General features: G+C 61.1%; 10 protein-coding genes. 1 reads left to right on the top strand and 9 read right to left on the bottom strand.

Features of this window, described 5'->3' with window-relative positions; all coding sequences use genetic code 11:
- Window positions 1-2: 2 nt before the first annotated feature.
- Together ACPQ6D_RS14280 and ACPQ6D_RS14275 are read right to left on the bottom strand one after the other, a co-directional pair.
- A complete protein-coding gene (locus tag ACPQ6D_RS14280; RefSeq protein ID WP_423225013.1) occupies window positions 3-1766 on the bottom strand; it encodes a DUF6909 family protein in 1764 nt (587 codons plus the stop codon).
- 376 nt (window positions 1767-2142) lie between these two features.
- Window positions 2143-3255 carry a mannose-1-phosphate guanylyltransferase gene (locus ACPQ6D_RS14275; RefSeq protein WP_423225012.1) on the bottom strand — a complete coding sequence of 371 codons (1113 nt, stop codon included), beginning with the start codon at window positions 3253-3255 and terminating at the stop codon, window positions 2143-2145.
- A gap of 59 nt (window positions 3256-3314) precedes the next feature.
- On the opposite strand from ACPQ6D_RS14275, the gene ACPQ6D_RS14270 reads away from it, so the two are divergent.
- Window positions 3315-3881, top strand: a complete 567-nt coding sequence (locus ACPQ6D_RS14270; RefSeq protein WP_423225011.1) for a hypothetical protein — start codon at window positions 3315-3317, stop codon at window positions 3879-3881.
- A gap of 58 nt (window positions 3882-3939) precedes the next feature.
- Here ACPQ6D_RS14270 and ACPQ6D_RS14265 read toward each other — a convergent pair whose 3' ends face one another.
- The 7 genes from ACPQ6D_RS14265 to ACPQ6D_RS14235 form a co-directional block, all read right to left on the bottom strand.
- On the bottom strand, window positions 3940-6600 hold the full coding sequence (locus ACPQ6D_RS14265) for a DEAD/DEAH box helicase (protein ID WP_423225010.1): 2661 nt from the start codon (window positions 6598-6600) through the stop codon (window positions 3940-3942).
- Entirely contained in the window at window positions 6597-7202 is a 606-nt protein-coding gene (locus tag ACPQ6D_RS14260) for a c-type cytochrome (protein ID WP_423225009.1), read from the bottom strand. The genes ACPQ6D_RS14265 and ACPQ6D_RS14260 overlap by 4 nt, the downstream gene beginning before the upstream one ends.
- A 202-nt stretch (window positions 7203-7404) precedes the next feature.
- A complete protein-coding gene (locus tag ACPQ6D_RS14255; protein ID WP_423225008.1) occupies window positions 7405-8424 on the bottom strand; it encodes an ABC transporter permease in 1020 nt (339 codons plus the stop codon).
- Between the two features lie 15 nt (window positions 8425-8439).
- Window positions 8440-9498 carry an ABC transporter permease gene (locus ACPQ6D_RS14250; RefSeq protein ID WP_423225007.1) on the bottom strand — a complete coding sequence of 353 codons (1059 nt, stop codon included), beginning with the start codon at window positions 9496-9498 and terminating at the stop codon, window positions 8440-8442.
- Between the two features lie 304 nt (window positions 9499-9802).
- Window positions 9803-11620, bottom strand: coding sequence for a peptide ABC transporter substrate-binding protein (locus tag ACPQ6D_RS14245; protein WP_423225006.1), 1818 nt, complete (start codon window positions 11618-11620; stop codon window positions 9803-9805).
- Between the two features lie 171 nt (window positions 11621-11791).
- Window positions 11792-12790, bottom strand: coding sequence for an ABC transporter ATP-binding protein (locus ACPQ6D_RS14240; protein ID WP_423225005.1), 999 nt, complete (start codon window positions 12788-12790; stop codon window positions 11792-11794).
- On the bottom strand, window positions 12787-13776 hold the full coding sequence (locus ACPQ6D_RS14235) for an ABC transporter ATP-binding protein (protein ID WP_423225004.1): 990 nt from the start codon (window positions 13774-13776) through the stop codon (window positions 12787-12789). The genes ACPQ6D_RS14240 and ACPQ6D_RS14235 overlap by 4 nt, the downstream gene beginning before the upstream one ends.
- Window positions 13777-13845 lie beyond the last annotated feature (69 nt).

Here is a 13845-nt window from a genome sequence, read left to right as displayed (position 1 = left end):
GATCAGTCTTGCTCCTCGCCCAGCAGCTCGATCTCCCGCTTGAAAATGCGGCGCAGGATCGCAATCGTCGTGGCATAGGTGGCATCCACGCCGAAATAGGAGAGGCTCTTGGAGAGCAGTTGATGGCGGCGGCTGTAAGGCGTGTCTGACGCATAGTGCAGCACGCCGATGTCGTAGGGCGCGTTGATGAACAGATTGACGAGTTCATTTTGCGGGTAACGCTGCGGGTAAATGTCTTCATACAAAGCGCTCAAGTAAGGCCCGGTCTCCATCTCGATGTCGGTGTAACCCTCACGGTAGAAGATACCCATGAACTCACGGTTTTGCAGGAAAGTCCCGCGTACGGTGATGGCCTTCTGATTGTCGAAGACGCTGCCAAACAAGAGATAGGGCGCGATATCGGCCGCCGTGAAGATGTTTTTGAACAAGAAGGTGTTGCGCGAGTGCTCGTCGTAGACCACGTTGGGAATCATCACATCGCCGACGCGGCCATTCAGCGTAGCGGCTTTGCCCATGAAATAAGCGCCGCGCAGCACCGGCACGTTGCTGGCTACCTGGGCCAGGATGTGATAGGCTGCCATGCCCAACGGATAGTCAATGTTGATGATGATCGCATCGCTCTGCCGCAGCCGCTGCAGGTGGGGCATCTGCAGGCGCAAATCACAGCGCGCCGGGTCAATTCGGCTCAGTTCAATAATGTGACTTGACACATCGAGATACGCGGGGGTGCTGATCGTGCTGACGCCTGACTCGATCTCGGCCTGCCGATACTCCGCCACGCGCTGGCTTTGCCCAGGCTCTCCCAGGTAATGACGCTGGAGGTAATAGAGCAGGTTCTGCAGGCGTCCCGGGGAGCCAAGAGCCAGGGCAGCCTGCGCTTCGGGCCACAAGTTTTCTGGATTGTTCGCCTCCAGGAAGGTCAGGAGCTCGGCTTGATGTTGGCTGGCATAGCCGCACAAGGCGTTGGGAAAGCTGTGGGTATTGCTGGAAACGAAATAGACGGGGCGCCCGGCCAACGCGGCCGCATCGAGATGCCCCTGGCTGGCTTCGGCGGTGCGATCCTCGATGGTGCGCCACCAGCCTTGCACGGCCTTGCGATAGTGGGTGTGCGAGCCGGCCAGCAGATCAACGAACAGGTTCATCTCATACTGGCCTATCTGTTCCAGGCGTTCGGCCAGACTAGCGCCCCAGGCGCTTGCCAGTTTCTCCAAATCCTCGCTGCTCATCTCCAGAATCTCTTGCAGCGCCTCTCGCTCCACATCGCCCAGCGGCTTGCCCTGCACGTGGTGCTGTTTGATGCTCTGTAGGAGCACCGAATTGCGCAGGCGCATGTGCATCTTGTTCCATTCGATTTGGAAAGCGGTCAGGATTGGAATCAGGTCATCAATGTCCGAGACGCTGGCGATGAAGCAAGCCAGGTTTTCGTGGTCATCATAGAACATGCGGCGCCGCCGCGCAGGCGCGCGCACCAGGCGCCAGGTTTCCACCGAACCGTAGCCGCGGCGGGCAAAGACCTCTTCTGATTGGCCGAGCAGGACATAGCGTACGTGCACGATTTCCGGCGGCAGACGCAGCCAGGCGTAGAGAAACGCCGAAATGTCAGGCTCCATTTCCGAGGCCCTGAAGTGCAGGCTGGAATTCATGCCGATGTGGGCTTCTTCCAATGAACGCACGCGGATGGCGCCGCTGCTGCGCAGCAGAGAATAATAGGTGCGCAGGTACAGTTCGATGCCTTCACTGGTGGCAAATGGGACAGCGCGATCCATGCAGTAATCCTTTCTTCTGAGTCCCGGAGTCCCGAAATTGTTCGGGGCAGGCTCTGGACTCCCGAACGTGTTCGGGACAGGCCCAGAGCCAAAGGGGTGGGCGTCAGTCTATTTTAGCACACCCCGCCAGCCCGCCAGGGGCTAGGAAGCCCCTGGCTACCAAATGCAAGGCTCTCTGGGCCTCCGGAGCAGCCCTGCAGGGGCTTCCACGTCGTAGCCAGATGGCTTTAGCCTCTGGCGAGTCTGCCGAAAGCGGTGCACGGGGCGTCGCCGTTGCGATGCGGCGACGCAGTCGGCGTTGCGATGCGGCGACGCAGTCGGCGTCGGAGACGCCTTCTGAAAAAAAGTGACCCCACCACAGCCAAAGCGCCGGCGGCTACGCCTCGCGGCTCGTGGCGCCTTCCAGGTACGCGGTCATGCCGCGCTCTTTGAGCATCTCAGTGATCTTCTTGACCTCTTGCGCACGCTCCCGCGGGCAGATGAGCAGGGCGTCTGCGGTGTCAACGACGATCATGTGGTGCAAACCGATCGCGGCAATCAGGCGATGTTCGCTAAAAACAAAGCTGTCGTGCGTGTCGAGCAGGATGTGAGGGCCTTGCACCACGTTGCCCTGCTCGTTCGCCGGCAGCTCATCGGCGAGCGCGGCCCAACTGCCGACATCGTTCCAACCAATGTCCACCGGCAGCACGACCGTGTCACGCGCGCCCTCCATGACGCCAAAATCAATCGTTTCGCTGCGAATCTGCATCCAGACCTGGGCGTACGTGGCTTGCTCATCCGGCCGGCCCAGGGACGCGGCGATGGCGGCCAACTGCGCACTCAGCTCCGGCATTTGGCGGGCGATCTCATCCAGGATGCTGTCCGCGCGCCAGATGAACATGCCGCTGTTCCAAGAAAAATGGCCGCTTTCTACAAAGCGCGCGGCGGTTTCATGGTTGGGCTTTTCCGTGAAACGCAAGACGCGATAGACGGTCATGCCGTCAAGCGTGACCAGTTCCGGCCCTCGCTCCACATAGCCGTAGCCGGTTTCGGGGTAAGCCGGCGTGATGCCCAGGGTGACGAGGCGCCCTGGCGTATTAGCCACCTGCGCGGCCGCGGCAATGGCGCGGCGGAAGGTTTCCTTGCGCCCAATCAAGTGATCGGCGGTGAGAATCGCCATGATGGCGTTGGGGTCACGCTGGCGCAGAAGCGCCGCGGCCAGCCCAATTGCGGGCGCCGTCCCCCGCCCGACCGGCTCGCCAATGACGTTGGCCCGCGGCAGGGCTGGCGCTTGTTCACACACCAGATCTACATAGCTTTCGTTCGTGATGACCAGCACGCGCTCAGCCGGGATCAACGGCGCAATGCGGGTGTAGGCTTCCTGCAGCATCGTCCCGTCGCCGGTCAAATCAAGGAATTGCTTGGGATGGGCCTTGCGGCTGCGGGGCCACAGGCGGGTGCCGCCGCCGCCCGCCAGGATGACGGCGTACAGATGTTCGTTGCGGTGCATGGGCAAAGACCTCTCTGTCTTGGCGCAACCAGGGCGATTTGTGCAGCCCGGCGTTGCGTATGGGCCAGTATAGCACGGTTGGCGTCCCAATTCCAAATACGCTGTTTCTTGACAAGCCCTCATCGGTATGCTACGCTTTTTTAGCTAACAGGCTAGCCAAGTTCTGGATCGAGCCAATTGGCGTCGCCGTCACGGGAGAATTCAAAAGCCATGAACTTAACGAAATGAGCGGATCATCAGCGAGCGCTACCACGAAATCGTTATTGCGTGGAGGCAAGAGGAAGATAAGCGGCACCATCGCTAAAGTCAGAATCACCATTGATCCCGATTTCAGGCCCTTCGTCCCTGTGCTCATTCCCGACCTGGATGCCGTAAGAGCGTTAGCTGAACAGATTCACCGGCGAAACGAATACTGGCAGGGCGAAGCGTTCGGCTGGGATGTCGAGTATCATCCATCCCGACCGGAGCCGCCGCCGCACTCGAAGATGTTGTTTACACCCGCGGATTTTTGGATGGGGGATGCGACCATTTGGGGATTCTCCATGATGTGGGAGGATGGCGATGACAAGCCCCCCGTGGAAACGGTGTCTGATTGGAACATCGTCGCGGAAATTCAACCTGCCTAACCCTGGTTGGTACTCACTTTGCGTCCTTCCGCCTCTGCGTCTTTGCGTTAAAACATCTTCAGGTCAGTACGGCATCCAACAGCGCCAGCGTCAACTGCCGCGTGCTGAGCGTGCTATCCACGGTTTCCTGGTTGGGGCCAACGCAGGCCGGGCAGCCGCCCTGGCAGCCGCAGGCCATGACCAGGTCACGCGCCGCGTGCAGCAGCGCGGTGTGCAGTTCGAACAGCCGCGCGGCAAAGCCGATACCGCCGGGGATGCGGTCATACAGCGTAATCGTCGGCAGTCCGTTGTGCTGGCTCTTGATGTCGTAGGTCACGCCCAGATCGCGCGGGTCGCACATGAGGTGCAGCGGCGCCACGTTGACCAGCGCATAGGCCAGGCCAGCCAGGCCGCTGCGCACATGCACCAGCGTCTCGACGCGGCGATGGCAGGTCCGGCAGAGGGTGGTCAAGTTTTCCAGGCGGTTGGCTTCCAGGTAGGCCTGGTTGCCTGACGGCGGCGGGCCAGGCGCATAGCCGAAAGTGCGAAAGGGCATGATGTGATGCACATCGTGCTGGCGCTCAGGCGCCTCGGCCGCGCCGCAGACCGTGCAGCGGTAGCCGTCACGCGCGCGCACGCGATCCCGCTGTTCCTGCCAATTGGGGCCGTAGTCCAGTATCGGCTCGCCCCACCAGAGGCCCTGGCTGCGCAGGCTCTCGATCGTTTCCTCAGGCAGACTGAGCCAGTAGGCGGTGGTGTCCATGCTCTGCTCAGGCAGATCAATGACGCCCGTACCCAGCGTTTCCTGCGTATACAGCCTAACCTTGCGATAGGTCGTCGGCTTCGTGGTCACGGTGATGTCGCCATGACAGCGCAGCGTGGTGGGCAGGCGTTCTTGCTGTTCCTCACGCTGCACCAGCACCGTCGTCGTGCTGCTGGCTTCCGTGTAATACTCCAGGCTGGCAGGCTGCACATAGGCTTTGCCCGCCGGCCAGTCCAGCCGCGTCACCAGGTAACTGCTGCCTTCGTGCAAGTAAATGGCCCCTTCGTGCAGCAGCAGCGGCGCGCTGAAACGGTCGAGCACGCCGATGACCGGCGCGGCGGCGTCAGGCTCGGCGGCCGCGTCATCCGCCGCAACCACGATAGTCACGGTGTCATTGCCGGCTGCGCGCAGCGAGACGCTGAGCGACGGCTGGTTCTGGCTCATCCAGTGCCAGGCATCGCCGCTGTGATGCAGCCGCCCCTGCTGCGCCAGGTAGGCCAGCAGTTCCTGCGTGTAGGCCACCTGGCCGAAGGTTTCATCGTTGGCGAACGGCAGCTCGAAAGCTGCGCACTGCAGATGATTCAAGAGAATAACCAGGTTGTCAGGGTTGATGTAGGCGCGTTCCGGGCTGGTTTCAAAGAAGTAGCGCGGGTGGTTGATGACATATTGGTCAAGCGCGCCGGAGCTGGCGATGAGAATCGAGGCGGCAACGCCCTGGCGGCGGCCGGCGCGGCCCATCTGCTGCCAGGCGCTGGCAATCGTGCCCGGAAAGCCGGTCAACACGGCCGCGCCCAGTTGGCCGATGTCCACGCCCAGTTCCAGCGCGTTGGTCGCCACCACCGCACGCACCTGGCCGTTGCGCAGACCGGCTTCGATGGCGCGGCGCTCGGCGGGCAGGTAACCGCCGCGATAGCCGCGCACGGCATCCGGTTCAACCTGGCGCCAGGCCGCGCCAGGCTGCCGCTGCGCCGTGGGTAAGGGCCGCTGCACGCGACGGCGTAGATAGGTCAGCAGGAGCTCGGTGGTCAGCCGGCTGCGGGCAAAGACGATCGTCTGCACCCGGTGCGCCAGGAACGCGGCCGCGACGCGGTCGGCTTCGAGCACGCTGGAGCGGCGCAGACCCAGCGCGCGATCCACGACGGGCGGATTGTACAACACGACGTGGCGCGCGCCTTGCGGCGCGCCGTCACGCGCAATCAGGCGCACCGGCGCGGCGATCAGCTGCTCGGCCAGTTCCTGCGGATTGCCAATCGTGGCGGAGGTGCAGATGAACTGCGGCGCGCTGCCGTAGAACTGGCAAATGCGCTGCACGCGGCGCAGCACATTCGCGACATGGCTGCCGAACACGCCGCGGTAGGTGTGCAGTTCATCGAGCACGATGAAGCGCAGTTGGGCAAACCAGGCGGCCCACTGCGGATGGTTGGGCAAGATGCCGGTGTGCAGCATGTCGGGATTGGTCAACAGAATGCGCGCCCGGCTGCGGATGGCGCGCCGCTGGCCGCGCGGGGTGTCGCCATCGTAAGTGCTGGCGCTGATCGGGCTGCGCGCCAGCCCAACTGCCGCGGCCTGATGGCCGGGTTCTGGCGGCGTCTCGTTGACTGCGGCCAGGAAGACATCCAGTTCAGCCAACTGATCCTGGGCCAGAGCTTTGGTGGGGAAGAGGTACAGCGCGCGCGCCTGGGGCTGGCGCAGCAAGGTATCGAGCACGGGCAAGTTGTAGCAGAGAGTTTTCCCTGAGGCGGTCGCGGTGACAATGACCGGGTTTTCCCCGCGCTGCGCGGCGTCTACCGCCTCGGCCTGGTGGCTGTACAACGCACGAACCCCTCGCTGTTGAAGGGCTTGAACCAGGCGCGGCTCAAGGTTGGGCGGAAACGGCTTGAACATGCCGCCGCGCGCGGGAATTTCCTGCCACGCCGTGACATGACGCATAAAATCTGCATCCTGGCGCAGGTCAATCAGGCACTCCTCGATGCTCATGGGGCTGGCGGATTGGAGGCCGCGCCGCCCATGACCGGCTGGGGCACGGGGGTCGCCGGTTGGATATGCGGCATGGTGTAGAGGCGCGTGTTGAGCTGGATTTGCGCGGCGTTCTGCGCGGTGACGCCGTTGGGCACATCAATGATGCCGTTGGCCCAGAGAAGGAAGTTGACCACCCGCCAATACTGCTCAGGCGTCAAATCGCCGGGCGCGGAGAAGGGCATGGCGTGCGACACGTACGCGTAGAGCGCTTGCGCGTCGGCAAAACGGCGCAGCGCATTGGGGGACACCACGGCCGGCGCGTAGTTGTTGGGCAGATAGAAGCCATCTTCTGGGTGATCTCGGCCGTGGCACTTGGCCGATGAGCAATTCTGGTGCTCTGCGTCCCAGGAGGCGCGCCAGGCCGCGGTCAAGCCTTGGCCCACATCACCATGACAGGTGGAGCAGCGCTGGGCGTAGACCTGGACGCCGGTTTGACCGGCGGGCGTGGGGGAGCCGGCAAAGCGGTACGGCGTCACGCCGGGCGCCTGGGCCAGCCAGGCTGCCACCGCGATGCCGGCTACGATGGCAAGCAAGAGAAAAGCGATGAGACTTATTTTCATAGTTGATGCGTTCAGGCAGAAACGATGATCACGCAGGCAGTCAGAAAGATAGACAGGATTTGCAGGATTCTCGGCGCCGATGGGATGCACCCAACGAGTCGAGAATCCTATTCATCCTGTCAATCCTGTTCAACAAAAAGCCCGGCTGTCACCGCCGGGCTTGATGGACAAGGCTGCCATGACCGCGTCACGGCGTTGGATGTTAGCTGGTGCCCTTCAGGCGTGGGTCGAGCGCGTCGCGCAGGCCGTCGCCCAGGAAGTTGAAGGCGAACATCGTGATCGCCAGGGCCATGGCGGGGAAGATGGCCTGATTCGGATAGGTGCGCAGGATGCGCGACCCGTCAGAGATCATCACCCCCCAGGATGGCGTTGGCGGATTGACCCCCAGACCGATAAAGGAAAGGAAAGCTTCCAGGCTGATGTAACCCGGAATGGCCAGGCTTTCGGCCACGATCAAGGGACCGAGAATGTTGGGCAGGATGTGGCGGAACATGATGCGCACATTGCCGGCGCCGATCGTCCGTGCAGCCTCGATGTACTCTTTCTCGCGCTGCGATAACACCTGGCCGCGCGACAGGCGGGCCATGGTTTCCCAGGCGGTCAGACCAAGGCCCATGAAGATGAACAAGACGCCGCCCGTCGCCGCATCGAGCTGGCTGATCGAGTAGCTAAAGGTGCCAGGCGCTGGTTTGGAAAGCGTCGAGCGGAAGAACGCCATCAGCAGGATGATGAACAGAATCTGGGGGAAGGCGTAGAGCACGTCCACGATGCGCATCATGAAGTTGTCGACGCGGCCGCCGAGGAAGCCGGCAATGCTGCCAAAAACCACGCCGATGATCAAACTGACGAGGGGACCAATGAACGCCACGGTCAGCGAGATGCGCGAGCCGTACACGATGCGACTAAAGAGATCGCGGCCCAGGTCATCGGCGCCCAAGGGGTATTGGTTGCTGTATTTAGCGTACGGCTTCATCGTGGTGAAGACAGCCGGCACCCAACCTGGGACTTTGTTGTTATCAACCGGGATCTGCACCTCGAACGACTTGACTGCAATGATCGGCGCCAGGATGGAAACCAAGACAATAATGAGAATGATCGTCCCGCCAATCACGGCGGCGCGGTTGCGCAGCAGCCGGCGAAAGGCCTCTCCCCAGAGGCTGTCGCCTTTGCGGGCCAGGTTCACCGAGACAGGCGGTGGTGCGGTGCTACTTGAGACAGTCATATGGGCCTTCCTTGTTTATGTATAGCGAATGCGTGGATCCAGGAACCCGTAGAGGATATCTACGAGCAGATTAGCCACCACCAACAGGATAGCGTAGAGCAGAATGGTTCCCATAATCACCGGGTAATCGCGGTTGGTGATGCTGGAAACGAAGTACTTGCCCATGCCAGGGATGCCAAACACCGTCTCCGTGACAAAGGTGCCGGTGACCAGGCCAGCAAACATGGGGCCAAGCACCGTCACCACCGGAATGAGGGAGTTCTTCAAGGCGTGACGCGTGATGACCGTCCGTTCTGCGAGGCCTTTCGCGCGCGCGGTGCGAATGTAATCCTCACGCACCACCTGCAGCAGGCTGGCGCGCGTCAGGCGGGCGATAATGGCCGAGCTGCCGAGGCCCAAGGCCACGGAAGGCATGAGCGCGTAGCGGAAGAAATCCGGCCCGATATTGGACGGGAGGAAGCCCAGCACGTAGGGCGGTTTGGCGCCCCAGCCGGTGGGCGGCAGCCATTTGAGCGAGACGCCAAAAATCCAGATCAGGATCGGCCCCAAGACGATGACCGGCACCGAGACACCAAAGATAGCAACGCCCATGCCAAGATAATCAAAGAAGGTGTTCTGTTTGAGCGCGGCGATGATGCCAAGCGGCATACCGATGATCATCGCGATCAGAAGCGCCATGACCCCCAACTGCGCGGAGACGGGGAACTGATCGCGAAAAACGTCGTTGACCGTGCGGCTGCGCGAGGTGAACGATGGCCCAAAATTCATCCACTTCAGCCACAGCTTGTCGCCCACCTTGATGTTGACCATCGCGTCGTCCAGCAGCGAAACGCCGGGCGGTGTACTGGACAAGTGTGGAATCACGATCGCGGCCAGGTAATCAACGTACTGCCTCCACAGGGGCGCAGTGAGGTTATAGCGCTTGTTCAGGATCTCCTGGATTTCCTTGGGCACGGTCTTTTCTTTATCAAAAGGCCCCCCCGGCACCGCGTGCATGAGGGTAAAGGTGATGCCTGAAATGACGATCAGCGTGACCACCATCCAGATCAAGCGACGCGCAATATACCGTCCCATAGACCTCCTCCTTCGCTAAGTCATGACCTTTTCTGCTCGCAGGCGGTCTGCGACCGCCGTCTCTCCCAACAGGCGGCTGGGTGTATGACCCTGCCGGAGCGAATCACTTTCAGCGTGCAATCGTGTCTGCGTAAGTCAATGTCCGGTCGTGTCATCCTGACTGCGCAGAAACCAGGCTGTTTCATCGCAGTCAGCGTGACGCCACGGGGACCGGGTGGGGGGAAGGTCAACTTCCTCCCACCCGGGAATCGGAGCTTGCGGCATCTTAGTCTCACAGAGAGCTTAGACTACCGCCAGCAGCCCTTTACTTGGTGACGTCCCACTTCTCCAGCGCTTCGTGACCGGAGACGGAGAAGGTGCGCTGCACGTACGGCTTGGTGACCGTGTTGCGCGTGTACCAGTAGATCGGCGCAATCGCCGCATCGGTGTTGACCAGAATATCCTCAGCCTGCGCGTACAGGTCAACACGCTTGGCCGGATCCTGCTCGACAGCCGCCTGCTTCACGAGCTCTTCGAACTTATCGTTCATCCAGCTGATGCCGCCGCCTTCGGTTGGATTGGCGGAGCCGCCCTTGGCAAACACTTCACGATCGAAGTTGTTGGCGTCTGCGTAGTCCATGCACCAGCCGAGGCGGTAGATCTGAGGCGTGCCCTTGACGTCGCGGATCGTCTTCAAGAAGACCTTCCACTCCTGGTTGGCCAGCTTGACATCAATACCGAGATTGGTCTTCCACATCTGCTGGATCGCTTCTGCAATCTTCTGGTGACCTGAGGAGGTGTTGAACATCAGGGTGATGTCCAGCTTGTCCTTGGTCAGGCCCTTCTCGGCCAGGTAGGCGTCGAGGTCCTTGTTGGCTGCGGCGACATCGAACTTGATGCCCAGGTCTGGGTGATCCTTCATCGTCGGCGCGCCAGCGATGCCTGGATAGGCAAACCACTGCGCCGGCTGTTGGCCGCCCTTGAGCACGTTGTCAATCAGGCCCTGGCGATCAATCGCAGCAGAGAGGGCGCGGCGGACGCGTGCGTCATCCACGAATGGGGCCTGGGTGTTGAACCCGTAGTAGTAGGTGCAGGTGTTCGGCGCGACCACAAGCTCCTTAGAAAGGGTCGGATCGGCCTTGACACGATCCAGATCGGTGGAAGGCACACCGGTGGCATCCAGGTTGCCCGCTTCGTACTCGGCGAAGGCCGCCTGCTCATCCAACATGGTGAAGGTCACTTCATCCAGCTTGGCCTGCGGCGTCTCTTCGGTTCCGGGCCAGAAGGGGTTCTTGACGATCGTCATCGTGGAGTCATGGATCCAGCTCTTGAGCGTGAAGGGGCCATAGCTCTGGAAGAAGCCAGGCTCGGTCCAGCGCTCGCCGCGGGCGTCGGTGCAGTCGTCGCCTTCGATGATCCACTTGGGTTGGGCATGCGCCACCCACAGGCCGGCGATGGCGGCGTTGTAGGCCGCCGGCTCGTTGAAGTCAATCTTCAACGTATAGGTGTCAACCACGGTCACGCCTACCTTCGCCGTATCGGTCACGGTGCCGCTGTTGAAGTCGCCAGCGCCGGCGATCACGAAGTTCAGCACGTAGGCATAGTCTGACGCGGTCTTCGGATTGAGTGTGCGCAGGATGCCGTACTGGAAGTCATAGGCGTTGACCATGCGATCGGCGCCGTTGCAGTCCTGCACCTTAACCACGGCGTTCTTGCCGCCGTCGTACTTCACCCACGGCACATCGTTGCGCAGGGAGAAGGTGTAGGTCTTGCCATCGGCAGAAATGTCCCACTTGGTCGCCATGCCGGGCTTCAACAGCGACGTCACTTCGTTCTGGCGGGTCAGACCGACGGTCGTCGCATCAACCACCTGCACAGAGGATGTGTCAGTGGAGATGGCCGGGTCAATCGTCGGCACGTCGCCCGCGCCAAAGTTGATGCGCACCATCTTGGGGCCGGCCGGCTTGGGTTCCGGCGTCGCGACGACCACGACGGTCTTCTCGACTTCTTTGACAACTTCCTTGGTTACTTCAACCACCACGGTCTCTTTGACCGGCGTCGGCGCGGCGCCGCCGCAGGCCGACAGTACCAAACTAGCAACAACCAGGACTGCGAGCAATACAGTCCACTTTGTCGAACGCATGAGTATCTCCTCCTAATAGGGAATACAGAAAAATCGTCGCGCATCACAACCATATTCCGTAATGCGCGTGGCGCTATGTTCAACGCAGCGTGCCAGGCCGTATGAACTAGCAAACGAAAGCCACAGGCCGCAATCACCCCCTTTCGTCATCGAATTACTGGCGGCAGTCATTTAGTAGAGATGGCAGGCCGTGTAATGGTCGCTGCCAACGCTCTTGAACTCTGGTTCCACCTGGCGGCATTTATCCATCACCCGCGGACAGCGGGTGGAGAAGTAGCAGCCCGTGGGTGGATTAGCCGGGCTGGGCACATCGCCCTTCAGAATGATGCGCTTGCGTTTTTCTTCCGCCCGTGGGTCGGGGATCGGTACGGCGGAGAGAAGCGCCTGCGTGTACGGGTGCAGCGGGTTGCGATACAGTTCCGTGCGCTCCGTCAACTCCACGATCTTGCCCAGGTACATGACGGCCACGCGGTTGCTGATGTGGCGCACCATGGACAGGTCATGGGCAATGAAGAGATAGGTGAGGCCGAACTTGGCCTGCAGGTCTTCGAGCAGATTGACAATCTGCGCCTGAATCGAAACGTCCAACGCAGAGATCGGCTCGTCGCACACAATGAACTTCGGGTTGATGGCCAGGGAACGGGCCACGCCGATGCGCTGACGCTGACCGCCCGAAAACTCGTGCGGATAGCGGTTGACGAAATAGGGGTTGAGGCCGACGATCTGCAGCAGTTCCGCCACGCGGTCGCGGCGGCTCTGCTTGTCGCCCATATTGTGCACGTCCAACGGCTCGCCCACGATGTTGCCCACGGTCATGCGTGGATTCAAGGAGGCGTAGGGATCCTGGAAGATCATCTGCATTTGGCGGCGTTGGTGGCGCATCTCCGTGCCGTTGAGTAAGGTGAGGTCCTTATCCTCGAAGAAGACGTGGCCGGCCGTGGGGCGGTAGAGCTGTAGGATCGAGCGCCCGGTCGTGGATTTTCCGCAGCCGCTTTCGCCCACCAGGCCCAGGGTTTCGCCGCGCTTGATGCTAAAAGTCAAGCCATCAACCGCCCTGATCGCGCCCACCTGTTTCTGGAAAAGAATACCCTGGGTGATGGGGAAGTGCATCTTCAGCCCTTCGACGCGCAGGATATAATCGTCTGACTTTACTGAACCGTTCGTACTCATGGCCGCGCTCCTCCGGTGGTGACGTCTACCCAACAGGCCGCCCTGTGCGCCGGGCCAACCGGCTCCATGGGGGGGTTTTCTGTTTCGCACTTGCTGATCTTATAGTCACAACGCGCCGCGAAGGGGCAGCCCGCCGGCAAAGCAACCAGGTCGGGCGGAAAACCTTCGATTGATTTCAGGCGCACCGGCTTGTCTTCGTCCAGGCGGGGCAATGAACCGAGCAAGCCCAAAGTATAGGGATGGCGTGGGTTGTCATACAGATCACGCACGGCCGCCTCTTCCACGATGAACCCGGCGTACATCACGATCACCCGTTCAGCCATGCCGGCGACAACCCCCAGGTCGTGGGTGATCCAGATGACCGCCATGCCAATTTCATCTTTCAGGCGCTGCACCAGGTCCACAATCTGCGCTTGAATGGTCACATCGAGCGCCGTGGTCGGTTCGTCAGCAATGAGCAGCTGTGGGTTGCACGACAGCCCCATCGCAATCATCACACGCTGGCGCATACCGCCAGAAAATTGGTGTGGGTAATCGTCGAGGCGATCAGCAGCCCCGGGAATGCCGACCAGTTCCAGGAGCTCCACACTGCGCTTGCGCGCCTGTTCCTTGTTCATGCCCAGGTGGAGAATGAGCGCTTCGCCGATCTGGAAGCCGATAGTGAGCACCGGATTGAGCGATGTCATCGGATCCTGAAAGATCATGGCAATGCGATTGCCACGAATCTGCCGCAGCTCGTCCGGCTCGAGTTTGAGCAGGTCGCGGCCGTCAAAAATCACCTCACCGGCCACAACCTTGCCGGGGGGCGAGGGAATGAGCCGCGTCAATGACATGACGCCAACGCTCTTACCGCAGCCGCTTTCTCCGACGATCGCCAGGGTTTCCCCTTCATTGAGAGAATACGTAATGCCATTGACGGCCTTGACAATGCCATCTTTCGTGAAAAACTGTGTATACAGTCCACGAACATCAAGCAGGACTCCCATGGGCGCCTCCGTGGTTGGGCATAGTGGAAGGATGAACAATGAACGAACATGAAACCATAAATGCTACCG

Source organism: Candidatus Amarolinea aalborgensis (assembly GCF_900491745.1).
GTDB lineage: Bacteria > Chloroflexota > Anaerolineae > SSC4 > Amarolineaceae > Amarolinea > Amarolinea aalborgensis.
The sequence above is the reverse complement of the archived record's forward strand: the minus strand, read 5'-3'. Positions and strand labels throughout refer to the sequence as shown.